The organism is Rhizobium ruizarguesonis, assembly GCF_012349115.1.
GTDB lineage: Bacteria > Pseudomonadota > Alphaproteobacteria > Rhizobiales > Rhizobiaceae > Rhizobium > Rhizobium ruizarguesonis.
Window position 1 is genome coordinate 22689 of sequence record NZ_PQIG01000122.1, and the last position, 17972, is coordinate 40660.

Annotated in this window: 19 protein-coding genes; 7 read left to right on the forward strand and 12 right to left on the reverse strand. The window is 60.6% G+C overall.

Annotated features, from left to right (window positions below):
- Positions 1-342: 342 nt before the first annotated feature.
- Positions 343-1635, reverse strand: a complete 1293-nt coding sequence (locus C3Y91_RS32660; protein WP_168576278.1) for a LuxR C-terminal-related transcriptional regulator — start codon at positions 1633-1635, stop codon at positions 343-345.
- Positions 1636-1914: 279 nt separating this feature from the next.
- Between C3Y91_RS32660 and tkt the strand changes: the two genes are divergently transcribed.
- Positions 1915-3951, forward strand: a complete 2037-nt coding sequence (gene tkt / locus C3Y91_RS32665) for a transketolase (RefSeq protein WP_075223809.1) — start codon at positions 1915-1917, stop codon at positions 3949-3951.
- Positions 3952-4008: 57 nt separating this feature from the next.
- Here tkt and C3Y91_RS32670 read toward each other — a convergent pair whose 3' ends face one another.
- On the reverse strand, positions 4009-4197 hold the full coding sequence (locus C3Y91_RS32670; RefSeq protein WP_075223808.1) for a hypothetical protein: 189 nt from the start codon (positions 4195-4197) through the stop codon (positions 4009-4011).
- Between the two features lie 164 nt (positions 4198-4361).
- Positions 4362-5075, reverse strand: coding sequence for a calcium-binding lectin RapA2 (rapA2, locus tag C3Y91_RS32675; RefSeq protein ID WP_131590437.1), 714 nt, complete (start codon positions 5073-5075; stop codon positions 4362-4364).
- A gap of 451 nt (positions 5076-5526) precedes the next feature.
- Here rapA2 and C3Y91_RS32680 point away from each other — a divergent pair, with 451 nt between their 5' ends.
- The 5 genes from C3Y91_RS32680 to C3Y91_RS32700 all read left to right on the forward strand — a co-directional run bounded on the left by C3Y91_RS32680 (position 5527) and on the right by C3Y91_RS32700 (position 7345).
- Positions 5527-5679 carry a hypothetical protein gene (locus tag C3Y91_RS32680; RefSeq protein WP_165410353.1) on the forward strand — a complete coding sequence of 51 codons (153 nt, stop codon included), beginning with the start codon at positions 5527-5529 and terminating at the stop codon, positions 5677-5679.
- A 37-nt stretch (positions 5680-5716) separates the two neighbouring features.
- Positions 5717-5953 carry a 30S ribosomal protein S21 gene (gene rpsU / locus C3Y91_RS32685; protein ID WP_018070632.1) on the forward strand — a complete coding sequence of 79 codons (237 nt, stop codon included), beginning with the start codon at positions 5717-5719 and terminating at the stop codon, positions 5951-5953.
- Positions 5954-6013: 60 nt separating this feature from the next.
- Positions 6014-6208, forward strand: coding sequence for a hypothetical protein (locus tag C3Y91_RS32690; protein ID WP_018070633.1), 195 nt, complete (start codon positions 6014-6016; stop codon positions 6206-6208).
- A gap of 24 nt (positions 6209-6232) precedes the next feature.
- On the forward strand, positions 6233-6799 hold the full coding sequence (locus tag C3Y91_RS32695) for an alpha-ketoglutarate-dependent dioxygenase AlkB (RefSeq protein ID WP_425523626.1): 567 nt from the start codon (positions 6233-6235) through the stop codon (positions 6797-6799).
- Positions 6800-6865: 66 nt separating this feature from the next.
- A complete protein-coding gene (locus C3Y91_RS32700; RefSeq protein WP_018070635.1) occupies positions 6866-7345 on the forward strand; it encodes a pyridoxamine 5'-phosphate oxidase family protein in 480 nt (159 codons plus the stop codon).
- A gap of 42 nt (positions 7346-7387) precedes the next feature.
- Here C3Y91_RS32700 and C3Y91_RS32705 read toward each other — a convergent pair whose 3' ends face one another.
- The gene (locus C3Y91_RS32705) at positions 7388-8299 is read right to left on the reverse strand and encodes a LysR family transcriptional regulator (RefSeq protein ID WP_130689134.1); all 912 of its coding nucleotides are present in this window, start codon (positions 8297-8299) and stop codon (positions 7388-7390) included.
- Positions 8300-8432: 133 nt separating this feature from the next.
- Between C3Y91_RS32705 and C3Y91_RS32710 the strand changes: the two genes are divergently transcribed.
- Entirely contained in the window at positions 8433-9308 is an 876-nt protein-coding gene (locus C3Y91_RS32710) for an aldo/keto reductase family oxidoreductase (protein WP_130692139.1), read from the forward strand.
- Positions 9309-9407: 99 nt separating this feature from the next.
- Here C3Y91_RS32710 and ppk2 read toward each other — a convergent pair whose 3' ends face one another.
- The 8 genes from ppk2 to C3Y91_RS32750 all read right to left on the reverse strand — a co-directional run bounded on the left by ppk2 (position 9408) and on the right by C3Y91_RS32750 (position 17934).
- Positions 9408-10322, reverse strand: coding sequence for a polyphosphate kinase 2 (gene ppk2, locus C3Y91_RS32715; RefSeq protein ID WP_018070638.1), 915 nt, complete (start codon positions 10320-10322; stop codon positions 9408-9410).
- A 102-nt stretch (positions 10323-10424) separates the two neighbouring features.
- Positions 10425-11258: a helix-turn-helix domain-containing protein gene (locus C3Y91_RS32720; RefSeq protein WP_130676302.1), complete on the reverse strand. Its 834-nt coding sequence runs from the start codon at positions 11256-11258 to the stop codon at positions 10425-10427.
- A gap of 72 nt (positions 11259-11330) precedes the next feature.
- Entirely contained in the window at positions 11331-11720 is a 390-nt protein-coding gene (locus C3Y91_RS32725) for a nuclear transport factor 2 family protein (protein WP_131590440.1), read from the reverse strand.
- 281 nt (positions 11721-12001) lie between these two features.
- Positions 12002-13654: a GMC oxidoreductase gene (locus C3Y91_RS32730; RefSeq protein ID WP_168576280.1), complete on the reverse strand. Its 1653-nt coding sequence runs from the start codon at positions 13652-13654 to the stop codon at positions 12002-12004.
- Between the two features lie 83 nt (positions 13655-13737).
- The gene (locus C3Y91_RS32735) at positions 13738-14820 is read right to left on the reverse strand and encodes an ABC transporter ATP-binding protein (RefSeq protein WP_130662882.1); all 1083 of its coding nucleotides are present in this window, start codon (positions 14818-14820) and stop codon (positions 13738-13740) included.
- Positions 14821-14827: 7 nt separating this feature from the next.
- Positions 14828-15712, reverse strand: coding sequence for a carbohydrate ABC transporter permease (locus C3Y91_RS32740; protein ID WP_025398247.1), 885 nt, complete (start codon positions 15710-15712; stop codon positions 14828-14830).
- Positions 15712-16599 carry a carbohydrate ABC transporter permease gene (locus C3Y91_RS32745; RefSeq protein WP_024320334.1) on the reverse strand — a complete coding sequence of 296 codons (888 nt, stop codon included), beginning with the start codon at positions 16597-16599 and terminating at the stop codon, positions 15712-15714. Before C3Y91_RS32745 ends, C3Y91_RS32740 begins: the two co-directional genes overlap by 1 nt.
- Before the next feature lie 102 nt (positions 16600-16701).
- Entirely contained in the window at positions 16702-17934 is a 1233-nt protein-coding gene (locus C3Y91_RS32750; protein ID WP_168576281.1) for an ABC transporter substrate-binding protein, read from the reverse strand.
- Between the last annotated feature and the right edge of the window lie 38 nt (positions 17935-17972).

Sequence of the window (17972 nt, forward strand, 5' to 3'; positions counted from 1 at the left end):
GCGAAACGGGAAAACGCCAAAGGCAGGCCGGTGAGGCTGCGAGGCATGAGCTTGCCGCTGACGAGAGCCACCGACATCAGGGCTGTGAGGACCGAGACCTCCTCGGAAGGAGCCCTCTGCGGCCGGCACGTCTCTTTCAGCCACCATCCGTCATTGCGGAGGCGGTCCGGCACAGCGGACGGTGTGATGCGGGGCGGGATGTCGTTCTTGCTCATGGCATAGAGATGCCCGACCGGATTGCAGATTTTGTGCAGGGAGTGAGGAGCAATTCAGGAAAATTGCCGGCTGCGGGATCATCGAGAAATTCGACAAATCATATCGAGTGCGAAGATAGCCGGTAGTTTACGGCGCTCGCGGCGAGCTTCTCCCGTGCGAGCCTGTCGACGTCGGCGCTCTTTTTTCGGCAATCGGGATCGAGGCAATCAGCCTGGCGAGCGCTGCCTGAGATCGCACGCCGGCCTTGCCGAAGCATCGGCCGGCATGTGTCTTCACCGTGTTGGAGGAAATCCCGAGAGCGAGGGCAATCTCAGGCAGGTTCATTCCGCTGCCGATCAGTGCGGCGACCCGGGTTTCGGCGTCGGTCAGGCCGAAGATGTGTTGCAGTTGTTGCGCTTGCCGCCGCGTCTTTGCTTCCGGATCAACGATATGAATGAGGACGCGTGCTCCGCTGTCGGTCGCATCCCACGTGGAAATCGCCGTGGGCGCAAGCGGCGTGATCATCATCAGATAGGGCGGCAAGCCCGATGGCCGGGAGATCGCCAATGCGCCTTCGAAAGGCGTGTCTTCGCCATGGGCTATCAGCAAAGCCTGGCGGATGGCGTTTGCCAGGCGCGTAGCCGTTTCGGAAATATGGGCGGCAAGCGTGGGTCTCTCCGACCGGCTGAGGAAAATGCCGTCGGCCTGCCTGAGCAGCGTCTCGGCTGCCGCATTCAGGAGGAGGACTGCGCCTCGCCCGTCGATCAGCACGGCGGCATCCGGTATCGCATCGATCAATCGTTGCGGCAGTTCGGGCGCACGATTGATCTTGTTTATCTGAAAGGAAAGGTCGATGGCGCGTGCCATATGCGGGCTCAGCAGCTTCAGGCGTGCCGCCGCCTCGGCGGCGTGCTCGTCCTGTTGACGAGACAGAAACAGCGCCACTCCGCCAATGCCTCCGCGCTCGTGCAGGCTGGCATGCGGCAGGAAGAGTTGATTGAAGATGTTCTGCGGCTCGCAGATATCGGCATAAAATGCGGAATGCCGCACGGCCTCCGCATCGATCAGGCTGTTGCCGATCGCAATCTCGCCCGGTCTTACCTTCTCGAATGCGCGGGCATAGGGGTTGCCCGTGTAATTCTGAAGATAGAGCGTGTTCAAGTCTTCACGCATGCGACCGGGGATCAGAAAGCTGCCACGGCCACCCGGCGCCTGATAGACAATATTTCCGGCGACGGCGCCGACATAATCGACGATCGAGCACAGGGTGTCCGGCCATTGCTCGGAATGGACTGCGGCCTGATAGACAGCATCAATGATGTCGACATGATCCATATCAGCGCCTCTCGTTTTCACGATGATGGTTTCGCCAATTGCGGCGAATGCTTTATTTCGATCACTGCATAAATGTCTAAGGGGAGGCGAGGCAGCGAGCGTCACCCGATCAGGTGACGTCGTGTGCGCGCTCCGCCCTGCACTGTAAGGGTTTTTTCAACCAGACGCACTCCCTTGGCAGAACAGGATAATGGCAGCGCCGCGTGATCAGGTCCCGGAAAGCGGTCCTTCCTGGCGCGGATGCTATCCACAACTGAAAACTCCGCACTAGGTTAACTGGACCCGTCAAATTCGCTGTGGCGAGCTCTCACGATCACGGTGAACGAGATAGCGAGGCAGACGGTCTCTGCCTTCATAATCCAGGTACTCCAAGGAGTTTCTCCAATGCCGGACATCTCACAAGCTCCGAAGACATTCCCAGCTCCCAAGGATCAGCACCTCCGGGATCTCGCCGACTGCATCCGTTTCCTCTCCATGGATGCGGTTCAACAGGCAAAGAGCGGTCATCCCGGCATGCCGATGGGCATGGCCGACATCGCGGCGGTGCTTTTTTCCGAGTTTCTGAAATTCGATGCCGCCGATCCCTATTGGTTCGATCGCGACCGCTTCGTCATTTCCAACGGTCACGGCTCAATGCTGCTCTATAGCCTGCTCTATCTGACGGGCTACAAGGACATGACCATCGAAGAGATCAAACGCTTCCGCCAGATCGACAGCCGCACGGCGGGTCACCCCGAATATCGCCACGCCACCGGCATCGAAACGACGACCGGTCCGCTGGGGCAGGGGATTGCAAATTCTGTCGGTCTCGCACTCGGCGAGCGGATCATGAATGCCTCGTTCGGCGACAATCTGGTCAATCACCACACCTATGTCTTCCTGGGTGACGGCTGCCTGATGGAAGGCATCAGCCACGAGGCGATATCGCTTGCCGGACATCTGAAGCTCGGCAAGCTCATCGCCTTCTGGGACGACAACTCGATCTCGATCGACGGTGCGACCAGCCTTGCTGAATCCGATGACCATCCGGCGCGTTTCCGCGCGGCGAACTGGCATGTCCAGCAAATCGACGGTCACGATACCGATGCGATCCGCGCCGCAATCATCGAAGCGCAGAAGGTGACGGATCGGCCGTCGATGATTGCCTGCAAAACCATCATCGGCTTCGGTTTCCCGACCAGGGCGGGAACGCAGAAGGCCCATAGCGACGCGCCTGGTGAAGACGAGATCGCCGGGGCCCGCAAGATCCTCGGTTGGACATCGCCTCCCTTCGAAATACCGGAAGCGCTTCTCAACGACTGGCGAAAGATCGGCGCGAAAGGCGGGCCGGCGCGGATGGCCTGGGCGGTCCGTGTCCAGACCGCTTCGCCGGACAAGCGAGACGATTTTGAGCGGCGCATGAACGGAGAACTGCCGTCCGGTTGGCGCGCTGCCATCGCTGCGGCAAAGCAGGAACTTTCAGGTTCCGAAAAGGATCTCGCCACCCGTCAGGCGAGCGGCATCGTGCTCAACCATCTCTTCGATGCGATCCCCGAGCTTCTTGGCGGCTCGGCGGATCTGACGCCTTCAAACAACACCAAGGCCAAGAACCAGGTCGAGATCAAGCCCGGGGAATATGGCGGATCCTATCTCCACTATGGTGTCCGCGAGCATGGCATGGCGGCCACGATGAACGGCCTGGCGCTGCATGGAGGGCTTATTCCCTATGGCGGCACGTTCCTGACATTTTCCGACTATTGCCGCCCGGCGATCCGGCTCGCGGCGATCATGGAGGTGCGTTCGATCTTCGTGATGACACATGACTCGATCGGATTGGGCGAGGACGGGCCGACACATCAGCCGATCGAACATCTGAGCGCATTGCGCGCAATTCCCCGGCTCGCTGTCTATCGCCCGGGCGATCCGATCGAAACGGCCGAGTGCTGGGAGGCGATCATGGATGCGCCACGGCAGGCAGCACTGATTGCTCTGTCCCGCCAGCCAATGCCGCTTTTACGCCGCGACCCGTCCGACGAGAACCGCTCGGCAAGGGGAGCCTACGTTCTCCAGGAAGCTGAAGGCGGCGAGCGGCAACTGACGATCCTTGCCTCCGGCTCGGAACTGCATCTGGCGGTCGAAGCCCGCTCGGTGCTGCAGGACGAGGGTATTCGCACCGCCGTTGTTTCGATGCCGTGCAGGCTGCTATTCGAGAAGCAGGATGCCGCCTACAAGAAATCGGTGCTGGGCGGCAGCCGAGCCAGGGTCGCCGTCGAAGCAGCCGTGCAGGATTCCTGGGACCGCTATCTCGGCTTGGACGGCGTATTCGTCGGCATGCATGAATTCGGAGCATCCGGCAAAATCGATGACGTTTACAAGAAGTTCGATATCACCACAGACGCAGTGATACGTGCCGGACGTGAGGTGGCCGGAAAGCAGGCCTAGCGTCGCGAACCGGAGCCCATAGGCGGTCCCCAAGCAGGCGACCAGGTCGAGCGCCCCTTATCTAAATCTTGGGGCGCGCTTGGCATTGTGGATCAGCTCGGAGGCAGTCGCGAACGGCCCGAAAAGTTTGAGCAGCAGCGCTTGTTCCCCGGTATCTATGCGGTGACGCGCGCAAAACTCGGTCACGGACCAGACTTTCGTCAGATCGTCTGTTTCCATTTGCCTGGGTTCGATGTGTTCGGTCACGGCGTGTCCTCCGAACAACGAGACTACGCTGCCCCGGCATTTATAAGAACTAGCTAAAAAGTATTATGCCGCTTTGCAGACCGGCTGAATATGACATGCGGATATATGAAAACGCCCGCCGATTGCGCGGCGGGCGGTGTCTCTCACTGATTTCTCGCAAGTGATCAAACGAGATGAGCGTCGGTGCCCGTGATGTTGAGCGTCAGAACGCCAACATCCGTGTGGCCTTCGCCATCGGAGATCTTGTAGTACTGGACGGTTTCCGTGACGTTCTGACCGGCAGTCAGGTCTTCCGTCAGCGTGTAGGTGAATTCGCCATTCGGCTTGACGTGGAAGATGCCATGGTCGCCGACGATGTCGGTAACAGCGTCGACGCCGCTCTTGGCGCTGACGTTCGTGCCGTCGAACTGACGAAGGAAGAGCTTGCCGTTGTCGCCGGCAATGTCGTTGTCCAGAACGTTACCGCCGATGGCGCTACCTTCGTTGAAGCTGTAGTGGTCGTCGACAGCGATCGGCTTTACCTGGGTTACGCCCTGGATGTTCAGAGTGAACAGGCCGACATCGGTATGACCGCTGCCATCGGAAATCTTGTACGAGACCTTCTCCTGGAGCAATTCACCGTTGGTGAAGCCGATCTTGGCCGCATCGCTCAGGACATAGGTGTAGCTGCCATCGGGCTTGACGAAGAAGGTGCCGTAGTCGCCCTGGATCTCGGTGACCTGGCTGTTGCCGCTCTTGGCGCCAACGCTTGCGCCATCAAAGGCGCGCAGGAACAGGTGGCCGTTGTCGGATGAATCGTTGGAAAGCAGATTTCCGGAAATAACGTCGGTTTCTTTAAATGTTGCACTATCATCAGTTGCATGAATTGGCGAAGCCATTGCACTCTCCTCAAATTGTTTATTGGCGGGTCAATTTCGACCTCAGCGAGCGGCTCCTTTAACAACCTATTAATACTACAAGTCAATGGTCTATTTAACAGAAGGTTAATTTCGATGCGGATCTCTCCGTTGCTTCCATTCCGGCGGAATAATGTCACTTTCAAGCCAAATTGAAGAAAATTCGACAGAAACTATACCCGGCTAACTTGAATAAGATGGTGCAGAGTATATCTGAAGGCGATTGGCGACGCCCGCGTCATGCCATCCGGGCTGTCCGTTGCAATTGTGCCCGCCGATACCTATGTTGCTTGAATACCAGATCAGGCGGAAATCTGAGCCCTTGCTGGCTCATGATTGAGCGCTTGCTCATCCCTGCGCACGGTTATGGCTGCGTGACGGGCAATCCCACAACAATCGATGATGCCGGCCGAGATCGGCAAAGGATTTCTTTTTGAACCACATAAATACAGCCGCCGCGGTTGCGGCGGCGAAACCACGTGACGATGACGAGGCTGTCCGCAGTGCTCCCAGGAACTGGAAGCCGTTTCCCTGCCTTCTCACCCGCCGCGAATTGCGGGCTCTGATCGCCGAGCAGCTCGGCTGAGCGGCGATCGTCGCGCCACAAACAAGGAGAACTCGAAATGCAGGTACTCGTCAGAGACAATAATGTCGATCAAGCGCTCAGGGTCTTGAAAAAGAAAATGCAGCGCGAAGGTCTGTTCCGTGAAATGAAGGAACGGCGCGCCTATGAGAAGCCGTCCGAACGGCGCGTCAGGGAAAAGGCGCAGGCGATCAGCCGTCAGCGCAAGGCTGCACGCAAGAAGATGCAACGTGAAGGCCTGCTTGCCGGCCCGAAGCGGGTCACCACTGCCCGCTAGCAACCATTCCCAACCGGATTTTCCGGACTTCAGTGGGCACATTGCCCGAAAGGACAGACAATGGACGAACTCAATAGCCTCACCGTTTCGGAAGAACGCCTCGAGGATTGCCGCGATGTCGTGGACCCGGATCTGCAGGATCTGATCCACCGCGCTCTGACATCGGGCTTTTCCCGGGAGGAAATCCTCATCGCCGTCAGCGAACTGGTCGCCGAAGACTTCGCAATGGTCATGAAAACCCCAAGCGTCCATTGAGGCACGAGCGCAGTGAGCATCAGCGTGCAGGAGGATCTCTTTCGTGCGGCGAACCGGACGCTCCCTGAGGGGTTCCGATATTCTGCTGAGATCGTTTCCCCGGATCTTCAGCGCATGGTTCTTGAGGCAATGCCGACCCTTGCCTTCAAAGCCTTCGACTTTCATGGGTTTGAGGGCAAGCGCAGGACGGTTTCCTTCGGCTGGAAATACGACTTCGACAGCCAGCGTGTCAGAAGAGCCGATGCGATGCCGTCGGTGCTGCTTTCCATTCGCGAAGTGGTGGCGCGCTTCGCCGGCGTCGAGCCCGATGCGCTCGTGCAGGCGCTGGTCACTGAGTATGGCCCGGGTGCTCCGATCGGCTGGCACAAGGACAAATTCGTCTTCGGCCGGGTCGTCGGTGTCTCCTTGCTCTCGTCTTGCACCTTCAGGCTCAGGCGGCTTGACGGTGCCAAATGGCAGCGGCGATCGCTCGTCCTTGAACCCGGCTCGGCCTATCTCATGGCTGGCGCTTCAAGAACGCTCTGGGAACATTCCATCCCGCCCGTCGACCGCCTGCGTTATTCGATCACCTTCAGGGAATTGGCTGAATAGACCGCCCATTGGGAACATCGGCCTCGGCAGATGGTTACTTCGTCTTTTGCACAGATGGAGATGACGATGGCAGAGCATGACGATGCGACGCGGGTATGGGAGTTGATCGACAAGATCGGGTTTTGCATGCTGACGACCCGTAACGGCGACGATCTCAAAGCCCGCCCGATGTCCGCCTATACCGCGCAGCTCGAGAATGCGATCTATTTTCTGACGGATGTCAGCAGTCACAAGGACGATGAGATCGCCCGCTGGCCAAACGTGTGTCTGGCCTTTGCCGACACCAAGGGACAGAAATATGTTTCCGTATCGGGGACGGCCGAGGTGCAGAACGACCGGGAGAAGATCAGGGAATTATGGGCGACGCCGGCAAAGGCGTGGTGGGACAGCCCCGACGATCCTTCCATCCGCATCCTCAAGATGACCCCGTCTTCGGCCGAATATTGGGACAGCCCGGGCACCATCATCAGCTATATCAAGATGGCCGCCGCCGCGGTCTCGAACAGCAAACCTGATATGGGCGACAATGCCGAGGTCAAGCTTTGACGCATGGAAGCGCTCAACGACGGTCCTTCTGGCCGCAGAACATCAAGCCTGATTGGCTGATGCCTTGACGAAATCGATGAATGCCCTCAGCGGCGCCGGCACCAGCCGGCGTCCAGGATAATAGAGAAACGGCCCAGAGAAGCGCTGCCACCACGGTTGGAGGATGGGCTCGAGCGCGCCGCTGTCGATATGCGGGCGCAACCAGTCCTCGAAGAGGCAGACGATCCCTGTTCCCGATATCGCTGCATCGACGGCCAGGTCGGTCGCACCGCCGACCCGCACGATCAGCGGGCCCGTCGGATCGACCCGCACGATCTCGCCATCGCGCTCGAATTCCCACGGCGCCGTCATCGCACCGCTCGAAAAGCGACCCAACAGACAGGCATGGCCGAGCAGCTCGCTCGGATGTTGCGGCCGGCCACGGCGATCGAGGTAATCGGGGGAGGCGGCAGTGGCAAAGCGCTGGACGCGTGGGCCGATCGGTATTGCGATCATATCCTGCTCCAGCCGCTCGTCATAGCGGATGCCGGCGTCGCAGCCGGCCGCGATCACGTCGACAAAGCTCTCGTCGGTGACCACCTCCAGCCGAATATCGGGATAGGCGGCGAGGAACGGTGGAACGATGGCAGGCAGCACCAGCCGCGCCGCGCTGACCGGCACATTGAGGCGCAACGCACCGGCCGGCCTGTCGCGAAAACCGTTGACGACGTCGAGGGCAGACTCCACCTCGCTCAAAGCAGGGCCGAGCCGCTCCAGCAAGCCCTTGCCCGCTTCGGTCGGGACGACGCTGCGGGTCGTCCGGTTGAGGAGCCTGACGCCGAGCTGGGCCTCCAGGCGACGCACCGCTTCACTGAGGAAGGAGGCGCTGCTGCCGCTTACGCGCGCGCCCTCGCGAAAACCCCCGGCACGCGCCACGGCAACGAAGGCATTGAGATCACCCAGATCTGCTTTCACTGTTCGCCACTCCGCACAGCCCGTGCGGATTGTAGCCAATTTTCACACGTGCCGACAATGCTTATCTTGGGCTTATCTCTTGCGCTTATCTCTTGGGCCTATCTTGGCGTCATCTCTTGAAAGGAATTAGGTTATGTCCACTACCGATCAGTCCGGCACGTTCAACCTCGGCGGCCGCAGCGTGAAACGGCTCGGCTATGGCGCCATGCAGCTTGCCGGGCCCGGCGTGTTTGGCCCGCCCAAAGATCATGGCGCGGCCTTGGCCGTGCTGCGAGAGGCGGTCACGAGCGGCGTAAACCACATCGACACCAGCGACTTCTATGGCCCGCACGTCACCAACCAGATCATCCGTGAAGCGCTGCATCCCTATCGCGACGATCTCGTCATCGTCACCAAGATCGGCGCCCGGCGCGGCGCGGACGGATCCTGGATTCCGGCCTTCTCGCGCGAAGAGCTGACGGAGGCAGTACACGACAACCTCCGCAATCTCGGCCTCGACGTGCTCGATGTCGTCAATCTGAGGATCATGTTCGACGTGCACGGCCCGGCCGAAGGGTCGATCGAAGCGCCGCTGACGGTGCTGGCCGATCTTCAGCGGCAAGGCCTGGTGCGTCACGTCGGGCTGAGCAACGTCACATCCAAGCAGATCACCGAAGGGCGTGGGATCACCGAGATCGTCTGCGTGCAGAACCAGTACAATCTGGCGCATCGGGCCGACGATGCCCTGATCGACGATCTCGCGCGCGACGGCATTGCCTATGTGCCATTCTTCCCGCTCGGCGGGTTCAGCCCGCTGCAGTCGTCCACCCTGTCCGATGTCGCCGCACGCCTCAATGCCACGCCTATGCAGGTGGCACTCGCCTGGCTGCTGCGTCGCGCGAAAAACATCCTGCTGATCCCCGGCACGTCGTCCGTCGGCCATCTCAGGGAGAACCTCGCCGCCGCCGGGCTCGTGCTGCCGGATGACGCCGTGTCGGAATTGAACCGCATGGCTGACGTCGCCGCCTGAAGGTCGCCGGCGATCCAACGCTACGCCACGCTCTTCCGTGGCGTAGCGTAGCAACCCCTAAATCGATTCCGATTTAGGGCCGCCTTTGCGGCTACGCCGTCAATAGCGCTCCGGCACGAGCATTTCAGGCGGAACCGGCGCCCTGTTGTAATCAGCGTGACGGATGCGGTCCGGCAACTGGATCTCAGGTTTCGGAACATCCTCGTAAGGGATCTGATCGAGAAGATGGGCAATGCAGTTCAAACGCGCGCGTTTCTTGTCCACAGCCTGTACCACCCACCAGGGTGCGTCCTCCGTGTGCGTCCGCGCCAGCATTTCTTCCTTGGCTTTGGTGTATTCTTCCCAATGGACACGGCTTTCCATATCCATCGGTGAGAGCTTCCATTGCTTCAGCGGATCGTGGATGCGCATCTTGAAGCGGAATTCCTGCTCCTCGTCGGTGATCGAAAACCAGTACTTGATCAGCACGATTCCGGAGCGGACGAGCATCCGTTCGAATTCAGGCACCGAGCGGAAGAACTCCTCGAGTTCTTCCTCGGTGCAGAATCCCATGACGCGCTCGACTCCGGCGCGATTGTACCAGCTTCGGTCAAAGAGCACCATTTCGCCGGCGGTCGGAAGGTGCGGGACATAACGCTGGAAATACCATTGATGACGTTCCCGCTCGGTGGGGGCGGGCAGTGCGACCGTCCGGCAAACGCGCGGATTGAGCCGCTGGGTCACGCGCTTGATCGCGCCACCCTTGCCGGCCGAATCCCGGCCTTCGAACAGCACCACCACCTTCAGCTTCTTATGCTGAACCCAATCCTGCAACCGCACCAGTTCATGCTGCAGCCGGAAAAGCTCCCGGAAGTAGATCTTTCGTTCGATCGTCTGCTCCGCTGGTTCCGACATTCCTTCGGCGACCAGATCGTCCAGCCGATCTTCCTCCATCTGCATTTCCAGCTCTTCATCGAAGCTGTCGGCGATTTCGGCCTTAATACGGCTGAGCTGGTCCTGGGGTGTTTGAGTCATGGCCTTTTCCTTCCTGCTGATTTCGACAGGAGCATGTCACTGCGAAGTTTGTGTGACGGTTCGGCTAACCCAAAGCCGGAACAGCCACGTCCCGATCCGGGATTAACGCATGCCGGCCTGCTTCATCAGCTTAGCGTATTCCACCTCCGTGCCATCATCCAACGGGAACATGCACTCGATCCTCATTTCCTGGGTCGTTATCGTCTGTGCGGTGCCAACCGTGGTCACCAGTGAGAAGAAACTCAGAACCTGCCCGTCCTTGATGAACGACAATGGAATGACCGGTGTGCTGTCGGCTGTCGTCGAGACCTTCCAGGCACTGTCCACATCCGGATAGGCGAGGAGCGCGTCGATCAGCGCCTTGGTGCGCTTATCGATGACGCGGCCCACGGACTCCCTGAACACCCGCGCCATCAGACTTTTTGCCGTTTCCTCCCAATTTGGAATGAAGGGCCGCAAACCGGCCGGATCGAATATCAGGTGCAGCAGATTGCGCGGTTTTTCCCGTGCCGCCATGTCGATGAAACTGTTGAAGAAGCGCTGCGTCGCGTCGTTCGTCATCACCACGTTCCAATAGCGATCCATCACCACTGCCGGAAACGGTTCATGCTGAACAAGCATACGCTTCAGCGCATCCCTGACACTTTTCATTTCAAGGTCGTCGATGCCGCCTTCGGCGTAAATCGGAGCATAGCCGGCGGCAAGCAGCAGCGTATTGCGCTCCCGGAACGGCACATCAAGGGCATCGGCCAGATGCAGCAGATTGTGGCGGCCGGGCGTGCTTCGGCCACTCTCGATGAAGCTGATCTGACGCTGCGATATGCCGGTGTCGAGTGAGAGATCCAGCTGGCTCTTGCCCCGCGTGTCGCGCCAGGCGCGCAACTGGATGCCAAGCTCGTTCGGTATTGCGCCTGAATGGCCGTGCGTCGAGCTCATCTTTTAGCGATCTCCATGTGTGCAGCTGATGGCTGGCGGGGGCAATAACGCTCCCGTCAGCGACGATGTCGGTCAGAAGGCAACCGGGCCGACCGATCCGTACCAGCGGCCAACCTTGGCCGGCTCTCGTTCATCCATATAGAAGAAGTGGTTCATCACCGGTTTGACAACCGGTTGAGCCTCGTCGTCGGGCGTCATGGTGACAGTCCCGCGGAAGATCTTGAGCGAGCCACCGTCCCAATATTCCGTTACGTCGTGAAGCGCTGAGAAACCCGTGTCGATGAAGGCGCGCAGATTCGTGCGAATGGTCTCTCGCCCCTTCCAGTCGGCGACGCCCAGATTGCAGGTAGCATCCTGCGCCAAGCAGTCGAAGCCTTCGCCGAAGGTCTTGTCATCGATCTCCTTCCAGAATGCCAACAGCCATTCAGGGGGTTCTCGTTTGGTAAAATTCATGGTCGTCATCGTCGTTCTCCTCGGCCGCCTCGTACTGTCGACGGCAGCTTAGCCGTCGACATCGCGTTGGTCGGCCGCTTCTGTTGAAGGGAATGTTCCTCCTGCAGGAAGGCCGTTCACTAATATCGCGGGACAGGGAATGCCCTCAATTACATCCGGTGTAATGAGCGGGGTGAGAACGGTCCTTAAAATCCTCGGCAAAGAAGGCGCATCCGCACGTCTCCCAGCCAATCAAACGCCGGGAGAGTGACATTCCAACTTTGCAGAAACAGGACACTTCGACTTTGCGCCTATAGCTGTCCCGTCCGGTACTGGTCGACAAGGTTCCGGCAGGCGCGGATCGTCAGGGCCATGACGGTGAGCGTGGTGCCGGCGATGCCGCTGCCGGGGAAGGCGCTGGCGTCGGTGACGATGAGGTTCGGGGCATCCCAGACCTGGTTGTAGGGATTGAGCACAGAAGCTTGCCGGTTTTCGCCCATGCGCGCGCCGCCCGTCTCATGGATTGCGGCGCCCATGCACATGGTCTTGCGGAACCATTTGCGGAACATGAAGCGGCTGAAGGCATCGGCTTCGGGAAAGGCGCCCTTGCCCATTTCCTTGAGGCCGGTGGGCGAGCCGATGAATTCGAGGTCGCCGCCAATCTCCCTGATCATGGCGATCAGCGTCTCCTCCTGCCTTTTGAGCAGTGTCTGCTCCTCCTCTTGCATGACGCAGCGGATATGCGGCACGGGAATGTTCCAGGCATCCCTACGCCTGACATCGAGCGTGATGCGGTTGTCGGCATAGGGCAGCATGCGGCCGAAGCCGAAGAAGGCGAGACGTGCATCTCTGTCCCCGGAGACCGGCGCGCGGCCGACGCTTCCCTGATAGTCGAAATCGCCGCGGGCGGCGTCGCCCTCTCCGAAGCGGGGAATGAAGACCCCGCCCGACGGATTGTAAAAGGGGTCGGTCGGCGCGGATTCGTCGGGTGCCCAACCCTTCGCCTTCGAAAAGGAGCCGAAGGCGAGGCACGGCAGCTGGTCCATGAAATAGCGACCGAGAGCGCCCGAGCTGTTGCCGAGCCCATCTGGATGTTTCGCCGAAGCCGAATTCAAAAGCAGCCGCACGCTCTCAATCGGCGAGGCCGAAAGCACCACCGTTACAGCGCGAGCCGTCGATACCGCGCCCGTGTTGCGATCGATGTATTCCGCGCCGGTGGCGCGGCCGGTCTTCTTATCCGTGGTGATGCGGCGAACGACGGCGTCGTAGCGGATAGTCAACTGGCCGGTCGCCTTTGCTTCTCGCAGCGGTCGCGGCATCCGATCGGCGTCAGGCGCGATGTAACGCCAGGAGACGACGTGCCTTTCCGGCCAGCGGTTTTCAACCGCCTGCTTGAAGATCTGTTCGGCGGGCGTCAGGCTTGCCGGCTTCGCATAGATGCCGTCCGGCAGGGTGGCCACGTTATCCTTGTTGCCGTAGAGCCCGAGATAGGCCTCGACCTCGTCGTAGAAAGGCACCAGCTCGTCATAGGAGACCGGCCAGTCCACGCCCTTTCCGGCGCGTGAGCGGATCTTGAAATCGTCGTCGGTCCAGCGCAGCAGCACCCGGCCGAAACTGTGGAGCCGCCCGCCGCCTTGGCGGCCACGGATCCAGAGGAAGGGTTCGCCCTTCGGCGTCGTATAGGGGTTCTTGCGGTCGTTGACGAAGAAATGGCTGAAGCGCTCGGTGAAAAAGGCTGCGCGCGCCTGGATCGGCTGGCCCTTGAGCGTGGCCCGCGCGCGCTCCCAGATATTGATGCTGCTTGCCGGCGCCTTCTTGCGCGCGGGATCGAAATCCTTCGGTCCGACGGCGGGGCCGGCCTCGAGCAGCAGCACCGATAATCCCTGTGCTGTCAGTTCCTTTACCGCAAAGGAACCCGCCGCGCCGGAGCCGATCACCAGCGCATCATAGACGATCTCAGACATGTCTTTTCAAATCCTGTCCTGGAGCAATCCTCAAAACGGCGCGAAGGGCGTCCGGAATTGCGGGAAAACAAAGGGATGGCGCGTCACAGCCGCGATCCGTCAGCGCCGAAGAGGGATGCCTTGGCGATATCGAGCCCGGGAGCCACGGCATCGCCGGGCTGCAGGGTGACATCGCCCATGAGCCGGAGCGAGAGGCTCTGGTCTGCCCAGTCGAACCAGACGACGGCGTCCGAACCCATCGGCTCGACGACGGCAACGCGGCCCGGAATGGTGGGCAGGCCGCTCGTGGCCCCATCGAGCACAAGGTGTTCCGGGCGAAAGCCGAGCATTGCCGGTCCTTCCGCTGCGTCCGCTCGAAAGGAATAAGCGGAGAGATCGACAGCGAGCTCCTTGCTCTGGAAAACCAGCGCGCCGTTGCCGCGCTCGATCCGACCCTCGGCGAAATTCATCGCCGGAGCGCCGATGAAGCCGGCAACGAAGAGATTGGCCGGACGGCGGTAGATTTCAGCCGGCGAGGCGAGTTGCTGGATGACGCCATCGCGCATGATGGCGATGCGGTCGGCCAGCGTCAGGGCCTCGACCTGGTCGTGGGTGACGTAGATCATGGTGTTGCCGAGGCGCTGGTGCAGCTTCTTGATCTCGACGCGCAATTCGTTGCGCAGCTTGGCGTCGAGGTTCGACAGTGGCTCGTCGAACAGGAAGACATCCACTTCGCGTACCAGCGCCCGGCCGATGGCGACGCGCTGGCGCTGACCGCCGGAAAGCTCGGCAGGACGCCGGTCGAGCAGCTTGTCGAGCTGGAGGAGCGCCGCGGTGCGGGCGACACGGGCCTCGATCTCGGCCTTCGGCAGGCCGGCGACGCGAAGTCCGAAGGAGAGGTTCTTGCGGACCGACATACGCGGATAGAGCGCGTAGGACTGGAAGACCATGCCGATGCCGCGGTCCTTCGGCTCCTCCCAGCTGACGTTCTTGCCTGAGATCCAGACCTCGCCTGATGTGATGTCCTGGAGACCGGCAATGGCGTTCAGAAGCGTGGACTTGCCGCAGCCGGAAGGGCCGAGCAGCACCAGGAACTCTCGCGGCGCGATATCGATCGACATCTTCTCGATCACCGTATGGTCACCATAGGCGATCTTCAGATCCTTGACGGAGACGGCAGATTGCATGGAAGCGTTACCCCTTGACTGCGCCGGCCGCGATGCCGCGCACGAACCAGCGGCCGGACAGGAAATAGATGGCAAGCGGAACGATGGCGGTGAGGATCGTCGCCGCCATGTTCACGTTGTAGGTCCGCTCGCCCATCGTGGTGTTGACGATATTGTTGAGCTGCACGGTCATTGGCAGGTTGTCGCGCCCGGCAAAGACGAGACCAAGCAGGAAGTCGTTCCAGATGCCGGTGAACTGCAGCATCGAGACCACCACGACCATCGGCACGGCAATCGGCAGCATGATCTCGAAAAAGATACGCCAGAAGCCCGCGCCGTCGACGCGCGCCGCCTTGCACAGCTCCTCCGGCACGCTGACGAAATAGTTGCGGAAGAGCAGCGTCACCAGCGGCAGGCCGAAGATGACATGCACGAGAATGATGCCGGCGAGTGAATTATAGAGATCGATATTCGCCATCGCCCGGACCATCGGATAGAGGAAGATCTGGTAGGGGATCAGGCCGCCGGCCATCAGCAGGCCGAAGAGCAGGTTTGCCCCGCGCGGCCGCCAGAGCGACAGCGCATAGCCGTTGACGGCGCCGATGAAGACCGAGAGCGCGACCGAGGGGAGGGTGATCGCCACCGAATTCCAGAAGCCGCTGCGAATGCCGACGCAGACGGTTCCCATGCAGGCGCCCGACCAGGCGGTAGCCCAGGCAGAGAAATCGAGCGTGGCCGGCAGGGCAAAGATCTGCCCGAGCCGGATTTCGTCCATGGATTTCAGCGAGGTGACGACCATGGTGTAGAGCGGCAGAAGGAAGAAAAGTGCGGCGACGACAAGGAAGGCATAGAGACCGATGCGCCCGGCGGTGATCTGCGCCGGCTTCGGGCCGTTCGGATGAGGACGGGCCATCACGCAGCCCCCTTTGCTTTGTCACGCATGTGCATGATGTAGCGGAACGGGGCGACTGCGATGATCACTCCGAGGACAAGCACCGTCGCACCTGCTGTGGCGAGGCCGAGGTTCTGGCGCCCGAACAGATTGTCCATGATGAATTTCGCCGGCACCTCGGTCGCATTGCCGGGGCCGCCATTGGTCATGGCGACGACGATGTCGTAGGTCTTGATCACGCCCATGGCGAGCAGCATGCCGGCCGCGGCCAGCGCCGGCCCGAGCTGGGGCAGGATGATCGAGACATAGATGCGCCAGACGGGAATGCCGTCGATCCGCGCCGCCTTCCATTGCTCGCCTTCGATGCCACGCATGCCGGCAAGCGCAATGACCATGACGAGCCCCGCGCCCTGCCACACGCCGGCAAGCACCAGCGCATAGATCGCCATGTCGCGATTGACCACCCAGTCGAGGACGAAGCTTTCCCAACCGAGCGAACGCACGCTTGCCTGGATGCCGAGCGTCGGATTGAGCATCCATTGCCAGATCAGCCCGGTCACCACGAAGGACATGGCGTAGGGATAGAGGAATAGGGTCCTAAAGGCGCTTTCGAAGCGGATCTTGCGGTCGAGCGCCGCGGCCAGCAGGAAGCCGAGCAGCAAACAGCCTGCGACGTAAAGGACACCGAAGATCAACACGTTTTGCAGCGATGCCAGCCACTTGGCGGAAGAGAAGAGCTTCGAATACTGCGCCAAGCCGACATAGGTCGAGGACGGAAAAAGCGTGGAATTGGTGAAGGACAGGCGGATCGACCAGGCCATGGTGCCGATGAAGACCACGACGGCGACGAACCATGTCGGCAAAAGGGCGATGGTCGCGGATAAATTGGGCTTGCGTTTGATGGACATCGGCCAGCTCGTTGGCGGGTGGAAAGCAGGGCTCGCACCGCCGCGCGAGGCGGCGGCCGGCAGCTGTGGCGTCGACATCAGGCCGACGCCACAGGCGCTATCCTACTCGAAGATGGCGAAGAAATTTTCGGCCGCGGAGGCCGTATCATTCGAGCCGCCGCTCCAGTATTCGTCGACGAAGTCGTCGAGCGCGCCAACTTGCTGGGGCGTCAGCACGATCGCCTGATCCGGTACGATCGCACCCGCAGCCATCAGCTCGACACCCTTCTGGGCGCAGACGTCCAGTTTCGACTTGTCGACGTCGGAGCGCATCGGAACCGAACCCTTCTTGAGCGCAAATTCGACCTGGACGGCCGGGTCCATGACGACTTCGGCGAGAAGTTTCTGCGCCTTGTCGGTCTCGGCATTGCCGGTCTTTGGGAACCAGAGGGCGTCGGCGATGTAAACCATGCCCTTCGACTCCGGCACGATCATGCAGCCATAATCCTTGCCCGGCTCCTTGCCGGCAACGGTGAATTCGCCCTTGGCCCAATCGCCCATGAACTGCACGCCGGCCTTGGCTGTGATCAGCATGGCGGTCGCGTCGTTCCAGTTGCGCCCGGCAGCACCCGCATCGACGTAACCGCGCAGCTTGCCGAGGATCTCAAGGGTCTTCTTCACACCTTCGACGGAGGCCTGGCTCTTGTCCTTGTCGACATAGATCTTCAGGAAGCCGTCGATCCCGACCTGCGAGAGCAGGATCATGTTGAAGACCTTGGTCTGCTGCCAGGGCTGGCCGCCCCAGGCGACCGGAACGATGCCGGCAGCCTTCATCTTGTCGAGATCGCCAAAGAGCTCGTCCCAGGTCTTGGGCTCTTGCGAAATGCCGGCCTTCTCGAAGGCTTCCTTCGAATAGAAGATCCAGCTTTCACCATGGGCGCCGGTCGGCGAGAGATAGACCTTGCCGTCATAGGTGATGAGGTCGTGGATCGATTTCGGCAGAGCATCGGCCCATTTGCCGGCGGCGGCCACGTCGTCGATCGGATTGAACAGGCCCTGGTTGATGAAATCTGCCGCAGCGAGACCGATGACGCCCTGCTTGGCGCCCGGCGCGTCACCGGCGACAATACGGTTCTGGAAGGCGGCATCGGCCGCGCCGAAACCGGCGATCGAGGAATCCTTCCAGACGCCGCCGCGCTTTTCGAACTCGGTCTTGATAACGTTGAGGGCAGCTGCTTCGCCGCCCGACGTCCAGGACGACATGATTTCGATCGTCGGCTTATCCTCGGCATGGGCCGAGGCGGATAGGCCGACGATTGCTGCGCCGGCAAGTAAAAGCTTCATCATGTTCTTCATTGTTCCACCTCTTGAAAATGCCCTCTTTGCGGGGCGTT

What these genes read in the sequence shown, in the direction of transcription:
- C3Y91_RS32740 (WP_025398247.1), bottom strand. Translation starts at nt 15,712, where the DNA reads ATGGCCCGTCCTCATCCGAACGGCCCGAAGCCGGCGCAGATCACCGCC.
- rpsU (WP_018070632.1), top strand. Translation starts at nt 5,717, where the DNA reads ATGCAGGTACTCGTCAGAGACAATAATGTCGATCAAGCGCTCAGGGTC.
- C3Y91_RS32700 (WP_018070635.1), top strand. Translation starts at nt 6,866, where the DNA reads ATGGCAGAGCATGACGATGCGACGCGGGTATGGGAGTTGATCGACAAG.
- C3Y91_RS32690 (WP_018070633.1), top strand. Translation starts at nt 6,014, where the DNA reads ATGGACGAACTCAATAGCCTCACCGTTTCGGAAGAACGCCTCGAGGAT.
- C3Y91_RS32735 (WP_130662882.1), bottom strand. Translation starts at nt 14,820, where the DNA reads ATGCAATCTGCCGTCTCCGTCAAGGATCTGAAGATCGCCTATGGTGAC.
- C3Y91_RS32725 (WP_131590440.1), bottom strand. Translation starts at nt 11,720, where the DNA reads ATGACGACCATGAATTTTACCAAACGAGAACCCCCTGAATGGCTGTTG.
- rapA2 (WP_131590437.1), bottom strand. Translation starts at nt 5,075, where the DNA reads ATGGCTTCGCCAATTCATGCAACTGATGATAGTGCAACATTTAAAGAA.
- C3Y91_RS32745 (WP_024320334.1), bottom strand. Translation starts at nt 16,599, where the DNA reads ATGTCCATCAAACGCAAGCCCAATTTATCCGCGACCATCGCCCTTTTG.
- C3Y91_RS32730 (WP_168576280.1), bottom strand. Translation starts at nt 13,654, where the DNA reads ATGTCTGAGATCGTCTATGATGCGCTGGTGATCGGCTCCGGCGCGGCG.
- C3Y91_RS32750 (WP_168576281.1), bottom strand. Translation starts at nt 17,934, where the DNA reads ATGAAGAACATGATGAAGCTTTTACTTGCCGGCGCAGCAATCGTCGGC.
- ppk2 (WP_018070638.1), bottom strand. Translation starts at nt 10,322, where the DNA reads ATGACTCAAACACCCCAGGACCAGCTCAGCCGTATTAAGGCCGAAATC.
- C3Y91_RS32720 (WP_130676302.1), bottom strand. Translation starts at nt 11,258, where the DNA reads ATGAGCTCGACGCACGGCCATTCAGGCGCAATACCGAACGAGCTTGGC.
- tkt (WP_075223809.1), top strand. Translation starts at nt 1,915, where the DNA reads ATGCCGGACATCTCACAAGCTCCGAAGACATTCCCAGCTCCCAAGGAT.
- C3Y91_RS32710 (WP_130692139.1), top strand. Translation starts at nt 8,433, where the DNA reads ATGTCCACTACCGATCAGTCCGGCACGTTCAACCTCGGCGGCCGCAGC.